Here is a 21271-nt window from a genome sequence, read left to right as displayed (position 1 = left end):
CGGGACGGCCAGAAGGGCTCGAGGTCATGGCGACCCGTCGCTGCGTACTTCCGGAAGCTGGCCATGGCCCCATTGAAGCAGACACCGGCCCGCGACAGCAGCCTCCTCTCACTGCGTGGACGCCACCGTGGCGTGATGCCGACGCCGTACCGGCTGTCCCACCGGCCGTCGGCGACGCGAAGGGGCGTCCACCGTCGTGGTGGACGCCCCTTCGCGCGGGTCGGGAACGGATCAGACCTGGCCGGCCTTCTCCAGCGCCGTGCAGCAGGTGTCGACGAGCAGTCGGGTCACCACGTACGGGTCGACGTTGGCGTTCGGACGGCGGTCCTCGATGTAGCCCTTGCCGTCCTTCTCGACCTGCCACGGGATGCGCACCGAGGCGCCGCGGTCGGAGACGCCGTAGGAGTACTCGTTCCACGGGGCGGTCTCGTGCAGGCCGGTCAGGCGGTCGTCGATGCCGGCGCCGTAGTTCTTGACGTGGTCGAGCGGCTTGGAGCCCTCGCCGAGCGACTCGCAGGCGGTGATGATCGCCTCGTAGCCCTCGCGCATCGCCTTGGTGGAGAAGTTGGTGTGCGCGCCCGCGCCGTTCCAGTCGCCCTTGACCGGCTTGGGGTCGAGGGTGGCGGAGATGTCGAAGTCCTCGGCGGTGCGGTAGAGCAGCCAGCGGGCCACCCACAGCTGGTCGGAGACCTCAAGCGGCGACAGCGGGCCGACCTGGAACTCCCACTGGCCCGGCATGACCTCGGCGTTGATGCCGGAGATGCCGAGGCCGGCCTTCAGACAGTTGTCCAGGTGGGCCTCGACGACCTCACGGCCGAAGATCTCGTCCGAGCCGACGCCGCAGTAGTAGCCGCCCTGTGCGGCCGGGAAGCCGCCCTCGGGGAAGCCGAGTGGGCGGGCGCCCTTGAAGAAGGTGTACTCCTGCTCGATGCCGAAGACCGGCTCCTGGGCGGCGAACCGCTCGGCGAGCTCGGCCAGCGCGGCGCGGGTGTTGGTCGGGTGCGGGGTCATGTCCGTGTCCAGGACCTCGCACAGGACCAGGATGTCGTCGCCGCCGCGGATCGGGTCGGGGCAGGAGAAGACCGGCTTGAGCACGCAGTCCGAGGAACTGCCCTCGGCCTGGTTGGTGGAGGACCCGTCGAAGCCCCAGACCGGCAGGGCGTCGAGGCCGGCGGGGGCGCCCGTGATGATCTTCGTCTTGGAACGGAGCTTGGCCGTCGGCTCGGTGCCGTCGATCCAGATGTACTCGGCCTTGAAGGTCACGGGGACACATCCTTCGGGGTGGGTCTGGGCGCACTTGCGGGTGCTGCGGCGCTGGGGCGTCCGGGGCGTCGCGTCTACTGCCGTGCAGCGTGTCAACGGGCGATTTCCCGGCCGTTGCCCGTATGTGAACCCCGTGTTACCCGGGGGTGGTGTGGCGCGTTTCACGGTGCCGGGCGTGTTTCACGGTGCCGGGCACCGCCGCGCCGCGCGTACCGCGTGCTGTGCGCCGAGTCCGGCGACCACCGCGCGCGGCAGGTGGACGATCACCGGGACAGAGCGTCCCGGACGGCGTCGTCGGTGCGGGCGACGACGGCCGTGCCGTCGTCCGCCGTGATGATCGGGCGCTGGATGAGCCTCGGGTGCTCGGCGAGCGCGGTGACCCAGCGGTCGCGTGACGCCGCGTCACGGGGCCAGTCCCTCAGTCCCAGTTCCTCGGCGGCGGCCTCCTGGGTGCGGGTGATGTCCCACGGTTCGAGGCCGAGGCGGGTGAGGACCTCGCGGATCTCCTCCTCGCCGGGGACGTCCTCCAGGTAGCGGCGGACGGTGTAGTCGGCGCCCTCGGCGTCGAGCAGGCTGATCGCGCTGCGGCACTTCGAACAGGCCGGATTGATCCAGATCTCCATGCCGCACACGGTAGCCCGAGGGGCACGCGGACCCGTTCTCCTCATGTGCCCCAGCACCCCCGAAAGCCCTTGTGGCCAGGGGCTTTTGTCAGTGGTGGGCGGTAAAATGGAAGCAGTGTTCGAGGGTGTCGCCGGGAGGTCCGGACGGCGCCCCGACCGCGACAGGAGGATGCCCGTGCCCGCTGCCGCACTGAAGCCGAAGCCCCTGCCCACCCAGTCCACCGCGAAGCGTCCCGTGCTGCTCGAAACGCCCTGCGCCCCGGTGGAGAAGCGCCCGCTCCCGGCGGGCCGCCCGCGCGAGTGGTACGTCACGCACAACCGCCGGCTCAAGGCGATGCGGCTCGCCATCGCCCTGCTCGACTCCGGCGTCTACCTGCCGAACCAGGCCCGCAACGAGACGATCCGCACCACGGCGCGGCTGATCGGCGTCCACCCGCCGTCGGACACCACGTGCCACATGGTGCGCGCGTTCATGCGCTACAACCGCTGAGCCCGTCACCGTCGCCGGGCGCCCTCGGTCCCTGAGGCGCCCGGCGGCGCTGTGCCGCACGCCGGCCCGCCGCTGAGGCAGTATGGGCACGTGAGGGCACCGCCCTCGTCGTGAAGTCCCCGTGGCCTGAAGGCACTTGTGCGGCCGGCCACGCGGTCGCGCGTCCGCCGCAGGAGAAGGGTACGACGGTTGACAGAGGAGAGGACGGTCCCGGTCCCGTCGGCCTGGACGGCGCTGTCCGGCCGGTACGGACGCGCCCTCGCCCGGGCCTGCGACATCGGCATCGCGCTGGTGGTCCTGGCGGCGACGGACTACTACGACGCCGAGTACGACCTGCTCCTGGGCGGGCTGATGGCGCTGTCCCTGCTGGCCCGCAGACGGTTCCCCGGCACGGTGATGGCGGTCGTCCTCGCGCTGAGCGTCGTCCAGTTCGCCCTGTACAACCTGTCCGACCTGTCCGACCCGCCGTTGGCGTCGGCGCCCGCCTCGTACGACGCGGCCGTGCTGTTCGCCATGATGTCGGTCGTCCACCACTCCCGGACCACCTGGATGCCGTATCTCGCCGGCGCCGTGGTGCTGCTGGCCACGGCGGCCGGGGCGGTGGGGGTGCCGGCCCTCGGCATCGAGCCGTTCGCCGACCTCGAAACACTCCTGGTCTTCTGGGGACTGACGCTGACGGTCTGGCTGACGGCCTTCGCCCTGCACACGCGGCGCCTGTACGCCGAGAGCCAGGTGGCCCGCGCCCGGCACGCCGAGCGGGAACAGGAACAGCGGGTCCGGCTGGCCGCGGCCCGGGAGCGGGCCGAGATCGCCCGTGAACTGCACGACGTGGTGGCGCACAGCCTGGCCGTGATGATCCTCCAGGCCGACGGCGCCGAGTCGGTGCTGCGGAAGTCGCCGGACATGGCGCAGTCCGCGCTGAAGACGATCGCCGCCACGGGCCGGGACGCGATCGACGACATGCACCGCATTGTCCGGGTGCTGCGCGAGGGAAACCCGGACGCCCCCGACAGCGGTCCGCCACGGCGCCTGGTCACCCTCGACGAGATCGAGGTCGTCGCCGAACGCGCACGGGCCGCCGGGCTGACCGTGGACGTGTCGGTCGAGGTCGGGAAGGACCGGCTGTCGCCGGCGGAGGAGATGACGGCCTTCCGTATCGTCCAGGAGTGCCTCACCAACGTGCTCCGCCACGCCGGAGCCGGAGCGGGGGTCGACATCCGGCTCCATGAGGAGCAGGGCACACTGCTGATCAGTGTGGTCGACGACGGAGCGGGCACCCTCGCCGGCCGTGGCGTCGGTGGGCGCTCCGGGGGGAACGGGCTCGTGGGGATGCGGGAGCGGGTGGAGCTCGCCGGCGGCAGCTTCGAGGCCGGACCCCGGCTCGGCAGCGGATGGCACGTGCGTGCCTCGATTCCGACAAGGACGAAGTGATGACGCAGGCAGGCAGGCCGATCCGGGTGGCCGTGGTGGACGACCAGCCGCTGATCCGGGCCGGTTTCTCGATGGTGCTGGCCGGCCAGGACGACATCGAGGTCGTCGGCGAGGCGGAGAACGGGGCCCAGGCCCTCGAACTGCTGCGCGAGGTCGAGGCGGACGTCGTCATCATGGACATCCGCATGCCCGTCATGGACGGCATCCAGGCCACGGAGCAACTGATGCGGCTGGACGATCCGCCCGGCGTGCTGGTGCTGACCACCTTCGACAACGACGAGGACGCGTTCGCGGCCCTGCGCGCCGGGGCCGGCGGCTTCCTGCTGAAGAACGCCCCCGCCGCGGAGGTCGTCAACGCCATCCGGGTCCTGGCCGCGGGGGAGTCGGTGGTGGCACCGCGTATCACCAGGCTGCTCCTCGACCGGGTCTCGGACCAGCTGGCACCGGGGAACGGACGGGACGAACGGCTGGACGCCCTCACCGCCCGCGAGCGGGACGTGCTCGCCCTGGTCGCCCGTGGGCTGTCCAACGCCGAGATCGCGGCGGACCTGTACGTCGCGCAGGCCACGGTGAAGACGCACCTGGGCAACCTCATGGCCAAACTGCACCTGCGGGACCGTGCCCAGGCCGTCGCGTTCGCCTATCAGTCCGGGCTGGTCCGTCCCTCCCCCTGAGGTGGCAGAAGCGCCCCGGGGCTCTGCCCCCGGGGGTGCAGGAACCACCCCGCCCGGCGGGCCAGAACCGCCACCCGTGATCTCGAATCCGTGGCCGATGTCCGCGAGGCCGCCGGACTCCAGACTTCTCACTGTCGCCGAACACGGCCGAGAAGCCACTGGAGGACCCGATGACCACCACCACGCCCACCCCGCGGAACCGCAACCGGAACCGCCTCGTCATCGCGGCGGTCACGGCCGTGACCGCCGCGGCCCTGGCCGCCGGGGCGGGGTACTGGTGGCAGGATCGCGACAAGCTCAGCCAGGCGTCCGCCGAGGACTGCCGGCTGGCGCAGCGCATCATCACCGAGGCCGGGGAGATCTCCACCGGCTCCGTGCCGGACGCGGAGAAGTGGTGGCGGGAGACCGGCGACGAGCGCCGCGCGCAGATGGAGGACGGCTACCTCGGAGCCAAGATCTCCCGGTACGAGGGGTGGGCGGTCGAGACCGCCAGGAAGTCCCCCGAAGCGCCGTCCGCGAAGGACGTGGAGAAGCTCCAGGACGAGGCGCGGGGACACTGCTCCGACTCCGGCGTCACCCTGACCATGCCGCCGCTCGGCTCCTGACCCGGATCGCGGGAACCGTCACCATGGCTCTCCACACCGCCGCCCGCGGCCACGCGCCGGACGACGTCATCACCGCCACCGCCCTGGTGAAGACCTACCGTCAGGGCACCGCCGACGTGCGGGCCCTCGACGGGGTGTCCGTCGGTTTCCGGCGCGCCCGCTTCACCGCCGTCGTCGGCCCCTCCGGGTCGGGCAAGTCGACCCTGATGCACTGCGTCGCCGGACTCGACACCGTCACCTCCGGCAGCATCCTCCTGGACGGAACGGAGATCAGCGGGCTGTCCGAACGGCAGCTGACCCGGGTGCGCCGGGAGCGGATCGGGTTCGTCTTCCAGTCGTTCAACCTGCTGCCGCAGCTGACGGCCTACGAGAACATCGTGCTGCCCGTCACCATGTCCGGCGGGCGCCCCGACCGCGACCTGGTGGACCACCTCTGCGAAGTCCTCGGCATCGCCCACCGGGTGTCGCACCGCCCCGCCGAGCTGTCCGGGGGCCAGCAGCAGCGGGTCGCCGTGGCCCGGGCGCTGGTGACCCGGCCGGCCGTGGTCTTCGCCGACGAACCCACCGGCAACCTCGACTCCCGGGCCGGTGCCGAAGTCCTCACCCTGCTGCGCCGGTCCGTCGACGACCTCGGCCAGTCGGTCGTGATGGTCACCCACGACCCCGCGGCCGCACGGTACGCGGACCGGATACTGACCCTCGCGGACGGACGCCTCGTCGACGACGAGCACGTCAACCCCTCCGGACGCGCCGTCGCACCCGCCCTCGACGTCACGGGGAGGCGGCGATGAGGACCCCGTGGCGTGCCACCGTCCTGGGCTCCCAGGTGGCCGAACTCCTGAGGCGGCCCGGACGGTTCGCGGCGACCGGACTGTCGCTGCTGATCGCGGCCTTCGTCGTCTTCGGGACCGTCATGGCCCAGCAGATCGTCACCGCGACCGTCGTCGAGAAGTTCCGCGGAACACCCGAAGCGGTGTCCGTGGTGGTCATGCCCGGAGACGGGGACGACATCGGCGAGGCCCGCCTCCGCGAGATCCGGAAGACGCCCGGGGTCACCGAGGCCGTCGGCCGGATCGACGGCGGCAGCCCGCTGGACGGCAGCGCCGTCGAGCGCTACCTCGCCCTGTCCGCGGACCCGGGCTCCGGCCCCCTGTCGGAGGTCCGGCTGCTCGACGGCACGTACCCCTCCGGCCCGGGCCGGCTCGCCGTCGACACGCGGGCCGCGCGGGAGTACGGCCTCGCCCCGGGATCGTCGCTCACCCTGCTGCGGCCCGAACCCGACGGCGAGGGGACCCGACGGGTGACGGTCGAGGTCAGCGGCATCGTCCGCAGCACCGCCACGAAGGACGAGGGGCCCACCGGGTACGCCCCCGGTCCCCGGGTCGGCGAGCTGCTCGGCATGTCGGGCTACTCCCGCATCGACATCCGCACCGACGGCGCACCCGCCGCACCCTCCGCGTCCTCCGCGTCCGGCTCCGCGCCGACGGAGCTGACCGAGCGGATCCGGCGGGCGGTGCCCGGAGCGCAGGTGCGGTCCGGGGACGAGGTGCGGGACGAGGAGGCCCGCGAGGCGGTCGCGGAGGCGAAGGACACCCTGGAGCTGGTCACCGTCTTCCTCACCGTCGCCGTCGGCGCTGCCGTTCTCGTCGCGACCTCCACCTTCCGCATCGTCTTCGCACGGCGCGTACGCCAGCTGGCGCTGCTGCGCGCCATCGGGGCGACCCCGCGACGCCTCGCCGCCGCGCTCGTCGTCGAGGGGGCGGCGGTCGGCCTGCTGGCCGGTGCGACCGGTGTGCCGGCGGCCTGGGGCTGCGCGCAGCTCGTCCCCCCGGTCGCCCGGTGGTTCGGGCACGACCTGTCCGTCCCCTCCGCCCTCCCGCTGACGGAGGCCGTCCTCACCGTCGCCGGCACCGGCCTCCTGGCGGTCCTGGCGGTCCTGGCCCCCTCCCTGACCGCCTCACGGGTCTCCCCGCTGCAGGCCCTGCGCGGCGCGGCGTCCGGGGAGGGCACGGCGAGCGGCCTCGGCCGCACCCTGCTGGGCCTGCTGTGCGCCGCGGGCGCCGCGCTCCTCGCCCGGCAGCAGTACGGCGGGCTGCCCCAGCCGGGCGACACGGAGTACGACCGGTTCGCGGCGCTGACCGTCGTGGTGCTCTCGGGCGGGCTGGCCTTCCTGGCCCTGATCGCCCTCGGTCCCCGTCTGGTCCGGCCGGTGCTGTCGGCCGTCGCCGTGCCCCTGCGCCGCACCGGCGCGGCCGGCCGGCTCGCGGTCGCGGGCGTCGGGGGCGCGCCGGGCAGGGCGGCCTCGGTCTCGGTCGTCGTGGCCCTCGGCGTCTGCCTGGTCGGCTCGACCCTGACCTGCCTCGCCTCCCTGAACGCCTACGAGCGGTACCGGCAGGCGGCGGAGGCGCCCGCCGACTTCCAGCTGCACCCGAGGGACAGCGCGTCGCTGGACCGGTCGCTGGCCGCCGATCTGGCCTCTCACCCCGAACTCGCCGACGTGACCGCGTTCCGCACGGCGGAGGTGGTCGAGGGCAGCCTCAGCGCGACGATCTCCGACCTCGACCTCGGCACCGTCCGCTCCGGCGTGAGCCTGACCGCCCGGACCGGCTCCCTCGACGACCTCCCACCCGCCCACGTCGTCGTGGACGCCGGCCACGCCCACCGGCTCGGCGTCCGGGCGGGCGACCTCCTGACGCTGACGTTCGAGGGCCGCCCCGTCGACCTCACCGTGGCCGCGACGCTGCCCGGCGCCGGCCCCTACGGAGGGAACTTCTTCGTCCCCGCCGCGGACCTCACCCGTATGGGAGCGGACCCGGCGCCCACCACGGTCACCGCCAACGCCTCGCAGGACGGCGCCCAGGGGCGGATACGCGCACAGCGGGCCATCACCGACACCTTGACCGGCCCGGAGCGCGGCGACGGCCGTGTCATCGCCGAGGACGCGGCCGGACAGGCCAATGGCTCGGACGACCTGCGGACCATGGCCACGACAGTGATCATGGTCCTGGGCCTGACCGTCCTGGTGGCGGTCGCCGGAGTCGCGACCACGGCGAGTCTCACCGTCGTCGAACGCAAGCGGGAGTTCGGGCTGTTGCGGGCCCTGGGGCTCAGCGGAGCGGCCGTGCACCGCATGGTCACGGTGGAATGCGCGCTCTACGGAGTACTGGGCGGCATCCTCGGTCTGGCCCTCGGCCTGCCGTACTCCTGGCTGGTGGTCCGTGTCGCCGAGACGAGCGCCCCCTTCACCGTGCCGGCCGGACAGCTCGCGGCGGTCTTCACCGCCCTCGTCCTGGTGACCGCCGCCGCGGGTGTGGTGCCCGCCCTCCGCGCCTCCCGGACCTCCCCGACGGTCGCCGTCGCCCAGACCGAGTAGCCGGTGCGCGGGCGGGCGGGCACGCGCGCCAGGGGCCCGGCGGGCACGGCGTGCCGACGGGATCAGTACGGCCGGAAGTTGATGTAGCCGAGGAGCACGATCACCGCGGCGACACACCCGAGCACCACGGCCGTCGAGACCCACGACGAGCGGCGGGACGATCCCCGGTGGTCCGGGTCGGCGCGGAAGGGGACCGGTCCGGGCGGGTTCTCCTTCCAGCGCGCGGCGAGCATCCGGGCCCGTGCCGAGGGTTCCTTGTGCTCGGCCCGGTCCGCCCACTTCAGGTCGAACTCGCGCTCCTCGTCGTCCCGTTCGGACATCTCCGGCACTCTCCCCGTCCCCCTGACTCGAACAACCGTGTCAGTGCACATGATCCCGGCCCGGGTTCGCCCTGGGAAGTGTTTTCGGCCACGCACGGCGACGCCCCCGCCCCCTGGGACCAGGGAACGGGGGCGTCGGACGACCCGGGAGGGCGTCGATCACACGTCGAAGTACAGCTCGAACTCGTGCGGGTGCGGACGCAGCTGCAGCGGGGCGATCTCGTTCGCGCGCTTGTAGTCGATCCACGTCTCGATCAGGTCCGGCGTGAACACGTCGCCCTGGAGGAGGAACTCGTGGTCGGCCTCCAGGCGGTCGAGGACGGCGCCGAGGGAGGTCGGGACCTGCGCCACGTTGGCGTGCTCCTCGGGAGCCAGCTCGTAGAGGTCCTTGTCGATCGGCTCGGCTGGCTCGATCTTGTTCTTGATGCCGTCCAGACCCGCCAGCAGCAGGGCCGAGAACGCCAGGTACGGGTTGCCGGAGGCGTCCGGCGCGCGGAACTCGACGCGCTTGGCCTTCGGGTTCGAGCCCGTGATCGGGATACGCATCGCGGCCGAGCGGTTGCGCTGCGAGTACACCAGGTTCACCGGCGCCTCGAAGCCCGGCACCAGGCGGTGGTAGGAGTTCACCGTCGGGTTGGTGAAGGCCAGCAGCGACGGCGCGTGCTTGAGGATGCCGCCGATGTAGTAGCGGGCGGTGTCGGACAGTCCGGCGTAGCCCTGCTCGTCGTAGAAGAGCGGCTCGCCGCCCGACCACAGCGACTGGTGCACGTGCATGCCGGAACCGTTGTCACCGAAGATCGGCTTCGGCATGAAGGTCGCCGTCTTGCCGTTCTTCCAGGCCACGTTCTTCACGATGTACTTGAAGAGCTGGAGGTCGTCGGCGGCGGCGAGCAGCGTGTTGAACTTGTAGTTGATCTCGGCCTGGCCGGCGGTGCCCACCTCGTGGTGCTGGCGCTCGACCTTCAGGCCGGACCGCTCCAGCTCCAGGGAGATCTCGGCGCGCAGGTCGGCGAAGTGGTCGACCGGCGGGACCGGGAAGTAGCCGCCCTTGTAGCGGACCTTGTAACCGCGGTTGTCCTCCAGCGCACCGGTGTTCCAGGCGCCGGCCTCGGAGTCGATGTGGTAGAAGGACTCGTTCGCGCTGGTGGCGAAGCGGACGGAGTCGAAGACGTAGAACTCCGCCTCCGGGCCGAAGAACGCCGTGTCGGCGATGCCGGTGGAGGCGAGGTAGGCCTCGGCCTTCTTCGCCACGTTCCGCGGGTCACGGGAGTACTGCTCGCCCGTGATCGGGTCGTGGATGAAGAAGTTGATGTTGAGCGTCTTGTCCCGGCGGAACGGGTCGATGCGCGCGGTGGACAGGTCGGGGCGCAGGGACATGTCCGACTCGTGGATGGCCTGGAAACCGCGGATCGAGGACCCGTCGAAGGCCTGCTCGTCGTCGGGGTCGAACGCCTCGGCGGGCAACGTGAAGTGCTGCATGACGCCCGGCAGGTCGCAGAACCGGACATCGACGAACTTGACGTCCTCGTCCGCGATGAACTTCTTGGCGTCGTCGGCGTTCTGGAACATCCAGCTCCTCCTACTCCCGACCGTCCCGCCGGGGTGGTAATCGTTCGTGCGGCCAGTGCGGGTGGCACACGCTGCGTCGACCCTAGGGACGGGTGATTTCTCGGGCGTGACCCAATTGTTTCGCAGAAGTTAACCGGCTCCGTTCCAGCCTAGGCCCGATCCCGGACCGGCACACCCGCCCGTACGCCCCCGCGCGGTACTCCTTCCCGCTCCGCCGTCCACCCCTCGTCCCTGGGGCATATGCGGGCGCAGTACCGTGGACGGGTGGACAACAGGCAAGCAATCGGATCGTGGCTTTCCGGGCCGCGCGCGGCCATCGAAGAGTCCGGCGCCGACCTCGGGTACCGGGGTGAGCAGCTCGGTCTGCCCGAGCAGGGACCGGGGTCGATCGCCCGCCCGGGCCGGCGGATCGGTGCCCTGGCCGTCGACTGGGCCCTGTGCCTCTTGATCGCATACGGCCTCATCACGGACGGCTACGACCAGGCGACGGGCAACTGGGCCCTGCTGATCTTCTTCGTACTGAGCGTCCTGACCGTCGGCACGGTCGGCTTCACGCCGGGCAAGCGCATCCTGGGCCTGCGGGTCGTGGACCTGGGCACGGGCCGCCCCAGCCCGCTGCGCGCCCTGCTGCGCTCGGTCCTGCTGTGCCTGGCTCTCCCGGCGCTGATCTGGGACCGCGACGGCCGGGGCCTGCACGACCGGCTGGCCCGCACCGTGGAAGTGCGGATCTGACGCGGCGCGCGCCACGGCGACGAGCGAGCACCACGGCGACGAGACGCCGGTACGGCGATGGGGGCGCCCGGATCGATCCGGGCGCCCCCATCGCCGTACCGGCGTCTCGGAGTCCTACGGGGTCAACGCTGCCTCGGGTTGCCGCCCCTGGGCATGCGCATGCCCTTCGGCATCGGGCCCTTGGGCAGCGGCATGTTGCTCATCAGGTCGCCCAGCGCGCGCAGCCGGTCGTTGGTCACGGTGACCTGCGGGCCGGTCAGGACGCGGGGGAGCTTGAGCATGGTCGTGCGCAGCTTCTTCAGCTCGACCTGGCCCTCGCCGGTGCCCACGATCAGGTCGTGCACGGGCACGTCGGCGACGATGCGGTTCATCTTCTTCTTCTCGGCCGCGAGCAGCGACTTCACCCGGTTCGGGTTGCCCTCCGCGACCAGCACGATGCCGGCCTTGCCGACCGCGCGGTGCACCACGTCCTGGCTGCGGTTCATCGCCACCGCGGGCGTCGTCGTCCAGCCCCGGCCGACGTTGTCCAGCACGGCCGCCGCGGCACCGGGCTGACCCTCCATCTGACCGAAGGCCGCCCGCTCGGCCCGGCGCCCGAAGACGATCGCCGTCGCGAGGAAGGCGAGCAGCACGCCCAGGATGCCGAGATAGATGGGGTGACCGATCAGGAAACCGATCGCGAGGAAGACACCGAAGACGACGATGCCGACACCCGCGAGTACAAGACCGATCTTCTTGTCGGCCTTGCGGGTCATCTTGTAGGTCAGAGCGATCTGCTTCAGTCGCCCGGGGTTCGCAGCGTCCGCTGCAGGTTCCTTCCTCGCCATGCCACGAGTCTACGTGCCCCCGAAAGCGCGGACGACGGCAGTGCCCGGCACGGGGAGGCGGGGCGGGGCCGAGGAGGAGCGGCCGGCCGGGTCAGGGCCGGCCGGCGACGGACTGCCGCAGCACGCGCTCGGTCTCGATGCGCTCCTTGGCGCGGCGGCGGTCCTCCAGCACGGAGGTCCAGGCGTTGCGCCGGGCGGTGCGCTGGCCGCCGCTCATGAGGAGCGACTCGACGGCGCGCAGGGCGGTGGTGAACGACGGGATGGCGGTGGCGCGAACGGGCGCGGCCTGCATGGCGGAGGTCCCCCCTCGGTGCGGCTCCGGGTACGGAGACGGGTGTACGTGGTGTGATTCCAGGGTCACTGATTGGTGTTACCAGGGCGTGACCCGCCGGTCAAACGGACATGAAGCCACGGTGCCGGGGCCCGGAACGGCGGCGCGGCCCCGACCGGTGCCCTCATCTGCGAGGACGGTCGGGACCGCGTCGTATCGGCCATTACTGGCAAGTAGGGCCTTGTGCGTGAATTCACACACCGTCCGGCCGACGGTTCACGGGGCGGTTCACACGGTCGCGGTGTGACGCTGCTCCATGGCCATCTGGTAGAGGCGTCCCGCCCGGTAGGAGGACCGCACCAGCGGACCCGACATCACACCGGAGAAACCGATCTCCTCGGCCTCCTCCTTCAGCTCCACGAACTCCTGCGGCTTGACCCAGCGCTCCACGGGGTGGTGGCGCACGGACGGGCGCAGGTACTGCGTGATGGTGATCAGCTCGCAGCCGGCCTCGTGCAGCTGCTTCAGCGCCTCGCTGATCTCCTCACGGGTCTCGCCCATGCCGAGGATCAGGTTCGACTTGGTGACCAGGCCGTGGTCGCGGGCCTCGGTGATGACCTTCAGGGAGCGCTCGTAGCGGAAGCCGGGGCGGATGCGCTTGAAGATGCGGGGGACCGTCTCGACGTTGTGCGCGAAGACCTCGGGGCGGGAGTCGAAGACCTCGCGGAGCAGCTCCGGCACCGCGTTGAAGTCGGGCGCCAGCAGCTCGACCTTGGTGCGGCCGGCCTCGCGGTCCGCCGTCTGCTGGTGGATCTGGCGCACCGTCTCGGCGTACAGCCAGGCGCCGCCGTCGGGCAGGTCGTCGCGGGCGACGCCGGTGATGGTGGCGTAGTTCAGGTCCATGGTGACCACGGACTCGCCGACGCGGCGGGGCTCGTCGCGGTCGAGCGCCTCGGGCTTGCCGGTGTCGATCTGGCAGAAGTCACAACGCCGGGTGCACTGGTCGCCGCCGATGAGGAAGGTCGCCTCGCGGTCCTCCCAGCACTCGTAGATGTTGGGACAGCCGGCTTCCTGGCAGACCGTGTGCAGGCCCTCGCTCTTCACGAGGTTCTGCATCTTGGTGTACTCGGGGCCCATTTTCGCCCGGGTCTTGATCCACTCGGGCTTGCGCTCGATGGGGGTCTGGCTGTTGCGGACCTCCAGGCGCAGCATCTTGCGTCCGTCGGGTGCGACTGCGGACACGACCGGCTCCCTAGCGATTGATTCTTCGGCGACCTTCAGGGTACGCCCGTTGTTTTGATGCCCGGCGAGGGTGCTGGCCTTGCTGAGGGCTACCGCCCCCGGGCCCCCGCTCCGGCCCTGGACGGGCCTCGTCCTCAAACGCCGGACGGGCTGGAAATATGCCCTCCGCCGCGAAGGACCGGACGGGAGGGCATCACGCCGCCGGTGCCTTCTCGATCACCCGCGGCTTCAGGTCCGCGTTCTCCAGGACGTCGCGCAGGTGGCGCTCGGCCACCGGCAGGACCTCCTCGATGGTCACGTCCCGGCCCAGCTCGCCCGCGAGCGAGGCGACGCCCGCGTCGCGGATGCCGCACGGGATGATCCGGTCGAACCACTTGTTGTCGGGGTTCACGTTCAGCGCGAAGCCGTGCATCGTGACGCCCTTGGCCACCCGGATGCCGATCGCCGCGATCTTGCGGTCCTCGCGGCGCTGGCCGGCGTTGGACGGAGCGTAGTCCGGGCCGTTGAGGCGGGGGTCGAACTCCTCGTCCGTCAGCCGGGGGTCGAAGTCCAGGGAGAGGCCCGCCCGTCGCCCGCCGCCACCCTCGGCCGAAGCGCCGCGCGCTGCCCCTCCATAGCGCGCCGGACGCTGCTCGACGGGGTCCCCGAGGACCCACACCCCGCTGCGGCCCTCGACCCGGGAAGTCGCCAGGCCGAACTCCGCGCAGGTGCGGATCAGGGCCTCCTCCAGCCGTCGCACGTGCGCGACCACGTCCACCGGGCGCGGGAGCTTCTGGATCGGGTAGCCCACCAGCTGGCCCGGCCCGTGCCAGGTGATCTTGCCGCCGCGGTCCACGTCGATCACCGGCGTGCCGTCCAGCGGGCGCTCGCTGTCCTCGGTGCGCCGGCCGGCGGTGTAGACCGGCGGGTGTTCGAGGAGCAGGACGGTGTCGGGGACCTCGTCGGCGAAGCGCGCGGCGTGCACCCGGCGCTGCTCGTCCCACGCCTCCTGGTACTCGACGCGTTCGGCACCGAACCCCATTCGGACGAACCGCAGCTCACTCACGGCAAGTGCCTCCCTGGAAGGTCGTCAGGCACGAACCGTGCCCACGCCACTGTACGACTGCCCACGTACCGTCAGCCGGGCGGGCAATCCTCACACGATCGGATGAATGCCTGCCGAAGAGTGCGATGAGGTGCTTACTCTCCGCTACATTCGCGCCGTTCACGAGGCCATAAGGGCTGCTCACAGGCGCTCCGGGCACATCGAACGGCCCGGAAGGCAGGAGACCGCACCGCACCATGACGGAACGACCCGCGCAGCGCACCCCCAACCGCCAGCTCGCCGCGCTCATCGCCGAAGCGGGGTTCTCCAACGCGGGTCTCGCTCGTCGCGTCGACCAGCTCGGACTCGAACACGGCCTGGACCTGAGATACGACAAGACGTCCGTCACCCGGTGGCTGCGCGGCCAGCAGCCCCGCGGCACCACCCCCGCCCTGATCGCCGAGGTCTTCACCCGGCGCCTCGGCCGCCGTCTCACCGCCCAGGACCTCGGCCTGGACGCCTGCGCGCCCGTCTACGCGGGACTGGAGTTCGCCGCCACCCCGGAGGAGGCCGTCGACATCGTCGGCGGGCTGTGGCGCAAGGACTCCGGCAGCCACGCCGAACTGCGCAAGATCGCCTTCACCGCGGCCGGCCTCGTCGTGCCCAGCCGGGACTGGCTGATCGGCCGCCCCGACGAGAAGGTGGCCCGCGCCGAGGTGCCCGTCCGCATCCCCGCGCAGGGCCGCCCCGCGCCGCCCAGGACCAGGACCCCGGGCCCCGCCCCGCACGACCCGTCCCGCCGGCGGGCCCCGGCCGAGCGCGGCCCCGGTCAGAAGGTCACCGGCGGCGACCTCGCCGCGCTGCGCTCGGTCGGCGAGCTGTTCCGCAGCCTGGACGACCGGTACGGCGGCGGCCACGCCCGCCAGGCCCTGGTCCGCTACCTGGAGCACGAACTGGAGCCGATGCTGCGCGGCACCTACGGCGAGCAGACCGGCCGCCGGCTGTTCGCCGCCGCCGCCGACCTGACCCGGCTCGCCGGCTGGACGTCGTACGACATCGCCGCGCACGGCCTCGCCCAGCGCTACTTCGTGCAGGCGCTGCGGCTGGCGCAGGCGGCCGCGGACCGGACGTACGGCGCGTACGTGCTGGTCACCATGAGCCGCCAGGCGGTCTATCTGGGCCACGGACGCGAGGCGGTCCAGCTCGCGCGCGTGGCCCAGCAGGGCGTCGGGACCTCCGCGCCGCCGGTCGTGCAGACCCTGCTGCACGCGGCCGAGGCACGGGCGCACGGCGTCCTCGGCGAGGTGCGGGCGTGCACGGCGTCGCTGGTGCGCGCCGAACGCGCCCTGGAGGCCGCCCGGCCCGGCGACGAGGTGCCGCACTGGGCGCGCTTCTTCGACGAGGCGCAGCTCGCCGACGAGTTCGGGCACTGCTACCGCGATCTGCAGCAGTTCCGCGCCGCCGCCCAGTACGCGGAGCGCTCACTGCTCCTGCGCGCCCCCGCGTACGCCCGTAGCCGCCTGTTCTGCCGGGTGGTCCTCGCCACCGCCCGCCTCGGTCTCGGAGAACTCGACCAGGCCTGCCAACTGGCCGCCGAGGCGGCCGGCCAGGCGGCCGAGATGCGGTCGGTACGGGCGGCGGAGTACGTGCGCGACTTCGAACGGCGGCTGGAGCCGTACAAGGACGCGGCACCGGTGCGGGGATACCGGGACAAGGTGGCGGCGCTGGGGTGACGGGAGCGCGCGTCGGCTAGGCGGCGCGCGCCGTGGGCAGGGGATCGGCCGTGTGCATCGACCGGCCCGCCCCCAGGTCCGTCAGGATCGCCGCCGAGGCCCGGTGGCCCGAGTGCAGCGCGCCCTGGACGGTGCTGGTGTCGCGGTGGTCGCCGCACACGTACAGGCCGGCCAGCAGCCGTACCGGCCTGCGCAGGTCGTGCGGTGGGCGCATCGCGGGCACCGCCTCGGCCGTGTGGTGCACGGCGAGGGTCTCCCAGCGGGTGGTCGGGGTGCCGTAGAGGCGGGACAGGTGGATGCGGACGGCGGTGTCGACGTCGGTGGGGGGAGGGCCGAGGACCGTCGAGGAGACGAGGGTGCGTCCGGCCGGCGCGCGGGACGGGTCCACGTGGCTGACCACCGCCGTGTGGGCGACCGGGCCGCCGCGGTCCGCGTCGAGCAGCAGCGAGGCGCCGGTCGTCGGCGGTTCGTCCGTCGTGTGGTGCAGCACCGTCACCGGGTGGAAGTCCGGCACCCTCAGGCCCGGCAGCAGCTCGGCCGCCGCGCGGGCGTCGGTCGCCACCAGGACGGCCCGGCAGCGGATGACGCCGTGCTCGGCGGTGGTCACGGCGTTGGTGGCGACGGCGGTGACCCGGACGCCGGTGTGCACGGTGCCCGGCGGCAGACCGCGCGCCAGCAGCTCCGGCAGCGCCTCCGCGCCACCCTCCGGCAGCACCGGCCGACCGCTCGCGAAGGCCCGCAGCGCGAGGTCGGCGCACCGGCTGGAGGTGGTGAGGTCCGGGTCGCACAGCAGTGCGGCGAGCAGCGGACGCAGGAAACCGTCGATCGTGCGGGCCGGCAGCCCCCGGGCGGCCAGGGCCTGCGCGGCCGGCAGCTCCGGGCGGGCCAGCAGCCGTTCGACCGGCGTGCCCGCCAGGCGGGTCAGCGCGGCGCCGAGCCGGGCCTGGTCGACGGCGGTACCGAGGGGGGCGCCCGCCCGGGTGCGGGGTGCGGGCACCGTCCTTCCCGGCCCCCGGGGCACGGAGACCGGGCGCCGGGGCGCGGATCCCGACCGGGGGGCGCTCGCCAGGGCGCGCACCGCATGGAGTGCGCCCCTCGCGCCCCGTGGACCCGCCGGGGCGCCCGCACGGTGGTGGCGGCCCTCACTGTGCAGCAGGACGCCGGGTGCGAAGGGCAGCAGCGCGAGGCCGTCCAGCCCGGGGACGAGGCGCGGTTCGGGATACGCCGTGGACAGCAGCTGTCCGATCCTGTCGAGCCGGAATCCGTCGACCTTCTCGGTGGCCATCCGGCCGCCCACGCCATGGGCGGCCTCCAGCACCGTGGTCGTCACTCCTGCGCGGGTCAGCCGATGCGCCGCGGCGAGACCGGCGATCCCGGCCCCCACGACGACGACGTCCGTCTGGTACGCGGGCTCAAGCACGTGCCCCTCCTCGAGGTTGCGCGGCCGCTGGAGACGTCATGCCCCCAACCGGCTTGAGGGATACCCGAGTTCGATTCGAGGTTAGGACCCGGAACGGACAACGGGAGTCGCACGCAGGCAGAGCACGGTCGCACGGTGGTCGCATATGGGTGCGATATGGACGTCATGTGCTGACAGGTGGTCAGGAGGCGGCAGGCGGCGCCAGGAAGCGGTCGCGGCCCGGCCGGGGAGCGTGCCGGACGCGGCCTGGCCAAGGGAGCGTGCGGACACGGCCTGGCCAAAGGACCGGCCCGGACACGGCTGGAGGGACGGCCCACCGGCCCCGCCTCACCGTGCCCCGCCCACCCGCCTCACCGTGCCCACGCCCACCGGCCTCACCGGCCCCACGCCCACCGGCCCCGTGTCACAGTGCCGCCCGGATCGCCCCGTCGATCTCCGGGAACGCGAAACGGAAGCCCGATTCCAGCAGGCGGGCCGGAAGGACCCGGGCGCTGCCCAGGACGTCGCCGGCCATGTCGCCGAGCGCGACGCGCAGCACCGGTGCGGGCACCGCGAAGAAGGTCGGCCGGTGCAGCACGCGCCCCATGGCCGCGGTGATCTCACGGTTCGTCAGCGGGTGCGGGGCGGTCAGGTTGAACGGGCCGGACAGGTCCCCGCGGTCCAGGAGGTGCCGGATCGCCGCCACCTCGTCGTGCAGCGCCACGAAGGACCAGTACTGGGACCCGTCGCCCAGCCGTCCGCCGAGCCCGGCCCGGAAGAGCGGGAAGAGCCGGCCCCAGGCACCGCCCCCGCTCGCGACGACCAGGCCGGTCCGCGCGAACACCGTCCGTACTCCCGCCTCCCGGGCGGGCGCCGCGGCGGCCTCCCACTCCACGCACAGGGACGGCAGGAAGCCCTCTCCCGGGGGCGCGCTCTCGTCGACGGCCCGGTCACCGGTCTCCCCGTAGAAGCCGATCGCGCTGCCGTTCACGAAGACCCGCGGCGGGCGCTCCAGCGAGGCCACGGCCTCCGCGAGCGCCGTGGTGCCGTGCACCCGGCTGCTGCGGATGCGTGTCTTGTACGCGTCGTTCCAGCGGCGGTCGCCCACCCCGGCCCCGGCCAGGTTGACCACGGCGTCGCACCCGGTGAGCCCGGCCGCGTCCACCCGCCCGTTCTCGGGGTCCCACCGGACCTCGTCCGCCTCCCGGGGCGCGTGGCGCACCAGGCGCACCACCTCGTGCCCGTCCGCGGTCAGGGACCGCACCAGTGCGCTGCCGATGAGACCGGACGCGCCGGCCACCGCGACGCGGGAACGCTCCCTGCCCACACGTCCATCGTCCATGCGCCCATCCTGCCGGGTGGCCCCGGAAAAACCCCGGAGCCGCCACTCTCCCGCGTCGTACAGTGATCACCATGCCCGTGCCCCACATACGACACGCCAGGTCCGGAGACGAGCAGTCGCTGCGCCGTCTCGACCGGGACACCTGGTCCCCCCTGCACGCCGTCTCGCCCCCGCCGGGGCCGGACGACCCGTTCTTCCGCGAGGACGCGGGCCCCGCCGACCACCTGGTCGCCGAACTCGACGGTGCCGTCGTCGGCTACGTCCGCCTCGGCTTCCCCACGCCACTGGCCTCCAACGCCCACGTGCGCCAGATCCGCGGCCTCGCCGTCGCCGACGCGGCCCGCGGGCACGGCGTGGGCCGCGCGCTCGTCCGGGCCGCCGTCGAGGAGGCCCGCCGCCTGGGCGCCCGGCGCATCACCCTGCGCGTCCTCGGTCACAACACCCCCGCTCGTGGGCTCTACGAGTCCGAGGGCTTCGTCGTCGAGGGGGTGCAGCCGGAGGAGTTCCACCTCGACGGCGCGTACGTCGACGACGTGCTGATGGGCCAGTCCCTCACCGCGCCGGCCACGCCGGACGAGCCGACGCACACGACGTGACCGGCTCGCCCCCGTCCGCCGCCTGAGCCGGCGAGCGACCGGGAACACCGTGGACCCGGCCGGAGGGGTCCGTCGAGCGGCGCAGCACTTGTCGCGGACCGGCCGGACCCGCCGGACAGTGGGACCATGCGTGTCTTCCGAGGGCCGCGCGGGGCCCGGGCACGGCGTATGGTCCGCATACCGCGCGCGGCCCTGGTGCCGCTCGGCTGCCTGCCCGGCCTGGCCGCCGCCGCCGCGCTGGCGCTGTGCGCGAGCGGCGTGGAACGAGCGGCGGCGCCGCGCGCCCACCCGGTCGCCGCCGCACCGCACACCGCGCCCCGGCCGCCCGTCGTGCCCCGGTCGGTCTGGCTCGGCGACGCCGCCCGCGAGCAGCCGCCCCCGCGCTACGACGACAAGGTGCTCGCCGTCTTCGTCCACCACACCGACACGCCCAACGGTTACGACTGCGCCGACGTACCGGCCATCCTCCGGGGCGTCTACGCGGGCCAGACCGGCGCCCGGGACTGGGACGACATCGGCTACAACTTCGTCGTCGACCGCTGCGGCACCATCTACGAGGGCCGCGCCGGCGGCATCGACCGCCCCGTCACCGGCGCCCACACCCAGGGCTTCAACCACCGCACCACCGGCATCGCCGCCCTCGGCACCTTCACCGCCGGCGTGCCCGTGCCGGACGCGCTGACCGACGCGATCGCCGCACTGGCCGCCTGGAAACTCGGCCCGACCGACACCGACCCGCGCGCCAGGGTCGGCCTGGTCTCCAGCAACGGCCTCAGCCGGTACGGCGCCGGCGCCACCGCCGCCCTGCCCGCCGTCGCCGGACACGACGAGGGCTACCGGACCACCTGCCCGGGCGCCGCCCTCACCGCCCGCCTCCCGCACATCAGGGAGCTGGCGGCCCGGCTGCAGGGCAGGAACGGCTGATCCCCGGGACGGGCAGGGCGGGGCCGGCCGCCGCACGGTCCCGGCACGCGACCAGGCCGGTGCCGCGCCGCCGCACCCCAGGCCCCCCGAGCGGGCGCCGGGTGACTCACGGCCGGCCGAACCGCTCCCACAGGCCCGGGAGCCGCTCGGCGAGGGCCCGGTCGTCCTCCAGGTCGATCGGCGTGCCCAGCGGTTCGGCGGGCGCGGGCGCGATGCCCAGGTCCGGGGCGACGGTCCCGGTGAGCTGCTCGTACGCCTCGTCGGCCGCGTAGCCCAGCTCCTCGCCGTCGCCGTCCAGCTCCTCGTCGAAGTCGTCCAGCAGCTCGGCGAGCGAGTCGGGGTCGTGCACCGCGCCCTCGTACACCTCGCGGCCCTGGCCGATCAGCCAGCACCGGAAGAAGTCGAAGGCGTCGTCGCTCGCCCCGCCGAGCAGCACCCACGCGGCGCCCCACAGGTCCCAGGTGCAGGCGCGGTTGTAACGGGCCTCGAAATGGCGGGCGAAGTCCAGCACGAGATCCGGGTCCATCCCGACGAGCCGCTCCACGAGCAGGTCGGCCTGGTCCTCCGGATCGCCGTCGGCACCCTCGCGGGTGGCGTCGATCAGCTCCCAGAACTCCGTCTCGTCCATCACGCGTCCAGCATCGGTCCTGCACGGGTACGGCGCACGTGGAGTGCCGGAGATCGTCATGCCCCGGACGGTCCCGTGTCGGCGGACGGGTCGGTGTCGGCGGATGGTCCCGTGTCGGCGGACGGGTCGGTGTCGGCGGGTGGTCCCGTGTCGGCGTACGGGTCGGTGTCGGCGGGTGGTCCCGTGTCGGCGGACGGGTCGGTGT

21 protein-coding genes are annotated in these 21271 nt (G+C 73.0%); 10 read left to right on the top strand and 11 right to left on the bottom strand.

The window, feature by feature from the left end:
• Nucleotides 1–231: 231 nt before the first annotated feature.
• Complete coding sequence (glnII, locus tag KUM32_RS05015; protein WP_217140563.1) at nt 232–1263, bottom strand: glutamine synthetase; 1032 nt, start codon at nt 1261–1263, stop codon at nt 232–234.
• Nucleotides 1264–1526: 263 nt separating this feature from the next.
• Nucleotides 1527–1886 carry an arsenate reductase family protein gene (locus KUM32_RS05010; protein ID WP_217140562.1) on the bottom strand — a complete coding sequence of 120 codons (360 nt, stop codon included), beginning with the start codon at nt 1884–1886 and terminating at the stop codon, nt 1527–1529.
• A gap of 175 nt (nt 1887–2061) precedes the next feature.
• Between KUM32_RS05010 and KUM32_RS05005 the strand changes: the two genes are divergently transcribed.
• The 6 genes from KUM32_RS05005 (at nt 2062) to KUM32_RS04980 (ending at nt 8459) form a co-directional block, all read left to right on the top strand.
• A complete protein-coding gene (locus KUM32_RS05005; protein WP_217140561.1) occupies nt 2062–2376 on the top strand; it encodes a hypothetical protein in 315 nt (104 codons plus the stop codon).
• Between the two features lie 189 nt (nt 2377–2565).
• On the top strand, nt 2566–3807 hold the full coding sequence (locus tag KUM32_RS05000; RefSeq protein ID WP_217140560.1) for a sensor histidine kinase: 1242 nt from the start codon (nt 2566–2568) through the stop codon (nt 3805–3807).
• Nucleotides 3807–4481: a response regulator transcription factor gene (locus KUM32_RS04995; RefSeq protein WP_217140559.1), complete on the top strand. Its 675-nt coding sequence runs from the start codon at nt 3807–3809 to the stop codon at nt 4479–4481. Before KUM32_RS05000 ends, KUM32_RS04995 begins: the two co-directional genes overlap by 1 nt.
• Nucleotides 4482–4651: 170 nt before the next feature.
• Nucleotides 4652–5086 carry a hypothetical protein gene (locus KUM32_RS04990; protein WP_217140558.1) on the top strand — a complete coding sequence of 145 codons (435 nt, stop codon included), beginning with the start codon at nt 4652–4654 and terminating at the stop codon, nt 5084–5086.
• Nucleotides 5087–5109: 23 nt separating this feature from the next.
• Nucleotides 5110–5877 (top strand): ABC transporter ATP-binding protein, encoded by a 768-nt coding sequence (locus tag KUM32_RS04985; protein WP_217140557.1) that lies wholly within the window; start codon nt 5110–5112, stop codon nt 5875–5877.
• Entirely contained in the window at nt 5874–8459 is a 2586-nt protein-coding gene (locus KUM32_RS04980; protein ID WP_217140556.1) for an ABC transporter permease, read from the top strand. Before KUM32_RS04985 ends, KUM32_RS04980 begins: the two co-directional genes overlap by 4 nt.
• A 62-nt stretch (nt 8460–8521) precedes the next feature.
• Here the strand turns inward: KUM32_RS04980 and KUM32_RS04975 are convergent, their stop codons facing one another.
• A complete protein-coding gene (locus KUM32_RS04975) occupies nt 8522–8779 on the bottom strand; it encodes a hypothetical protein (protein ID WP_217140555.1) in 258 nt (85 codons plus the stop codon).
• A gap of 159 nt (nt 8780–8938) precedes the next feature.
• Nucleotides 8939–10348 (bottom strand): type I glutamate--ammonia ligase, encoded by a 1410-nt coding sequence (glnA, locus tag KUM32_RS04970; protein ID WP_217140554.1) that lies wholly within the window; start codon nt 10346–10348, stop codon nt 8939–8941.
• Between the two features lie 264 nt (nt 10349–10612).
• On the opposite strand from glnA, the gene KUM32_RS04965 reads away from it, so the two are divergent.
• Nucleotides 10613–11080 carry an RDD family protein gene (locus tag KUM32_RS04965; protein ID WP_217140553.1) on the top strand — a complete coding sequence of 156 codons (468 nt, stop codon included), beginning with the start codon at nt 10613–10615 and terminating at the stop codon, nt 11078–11080.
• 122 nt (nt 11081–11202) lie between these two features.
• Here KUM32_RS04965 and KUM32_RS04960 read toward each other — a convergent pair whose 3' ends face one another.
• The 4 genes from KUM32_RS04960 to lipB all read right to left on the bottom strand — a co-directional run bounded on the left by KUM32_RS04960 (nt 11203) and on the right by lipB (nt 14465).
• Nucleotides 11203–11907, bottom strand: coding sequence for a DUF4191 domain-containing protein (locus KUM32_RS04960; RefSeq protein WP_217140552.1), 705 nt, complete (start codon nt 11905–11907; stop codon nt 11203–11205).
• Between the two features lie 91 nt (nt 11908–11998).
• Nucleotides 11999–12199 (bottom strand): hypothetical protein, encoded by a 201-nt coding sequence (locus KUM32_RS04955; RefSeq protein ID WP_217140551.1) that lies wholly within the window; start codon nt 12197–12199, stop codon nt 11999–12001.
• A 267-nt stretch (nt 12200–12466) separates the two neighbouring features.
• On the bottom strand, nt 12467–13420 hold the full coding sequence (gene lipA, locus KUM32_RS04950) for a lipoyl synthase (protein WP_217140550.1): 954 nt from the start codon (nt 13418–13420) through the stop codon (nt 12467–12469).
• A gap of 193 nt (nt 13421–13613) precedes the next feature.
• The gene (lipB, locus tag KUM32_RS04945; protein ID WP_217140549.1) at nt 13614–14465 is read right to left on the bottom strand and encodes a lipoyl(octanoyl) transferase LipB; all 852 of its coding nucleotides are present in this window, start codon (nt 14463–14465) and stop codon (nt 13614–13616) included.
• Between the two features lie 236 nt (nt 14466–14701).
• Here lipB and KUM32_RS04940 point away from each other — a divergent pair, with 236 nt between their 5' ends.
• Nucleotides 14702–16177 carry a regulator gene (locus KUM32_RS04940; protein WP_217140548.1) on the top strand — a complete coding sequence of 492 codons (1476 nt, stop codon included), beginning with the start codon at nt 14702–14704 and terminating at the stop codon, nt 16175–16177.
• A gap of 16 nt (nt 16178–16193) precedes the next feature.
• On the opposite strand, the gene KUM32_RS04935 is transcribed toward KUM32_RS04940, so the two are convergent.
• Nucleotides 16194–17597: an NAD(P)/FAD-dependent oxidoreductase gene (locus KUM32_RS04935; protein ID WP_217140547.1), complete on the bottom strand. Its 1404-nt coding sequence runs from the start codon at nt 17595–17597 to the stop codon at nt 16194–16196.
• 403 nt (nt 17598–18000) lie between these two features.
• Entirely contained in the window at nt 18001–18918 is a 918-nt protein-coding gene (locus KUM32_RS04930; RefSeq protein WP_217140546.1) for a TIGR01777 family oxidoreductase, read from the bottom strand.
• Between the two features lie 71 nt (nt 18919–18989).
• Between KUM32_RS04930 and KUM32_RS04925 the strand changes: the two genes are divergently transcribed.
• Both KUM32_RS04925 and KUM32_RS04920 read left to right on the top strand, forming a co-directional pair.
• Nucleotides 18990–19514, top strand: a complete 525-nt coding sequence (locus KUM32_RS04925; protein WP_217140545.1) for a GNAT family N-acetyltransferase — start codon at nt 18990–18992, stop codon at nt 19512–19514.
• Nucleotides 19515–19640: 126 nt separating this feature from the next.
• Complete coding sequence (locus KUM32_RS04920; protein WP_217140544.1) at nt 19641–20438, top strand: peptidoglycan recognition protein; 798 nt, start codon at nt 19641–19643, stop codon at nt 20436–20438.
• 106 nt (nt 20439–20544) lie between these two features.
• On the opposite strand, the gene KUM32_RS04915 is transcribed toward KUM32_RS04920, so the two are convergent.
• Complete coding sequence (locus KUM32_RS04915) at nt 20545–21066, bottom strand: DUF4240 domain-containing protein (protein WP_217140594.1); 522 nt, start codon at nt 21064–21066, stop codon at nt 20545–20547.
• Nucleotides 21067–21271 lie beyond the last annotated feature (205 nt).

The organism is Streptomyces sp. AC627_RSS907, assembly GCF_019049165.1.
Note: the sequence above shows the minus strand (reverse complement) of the source record. Positions and strands in the feature narration are given on the sequence as shown.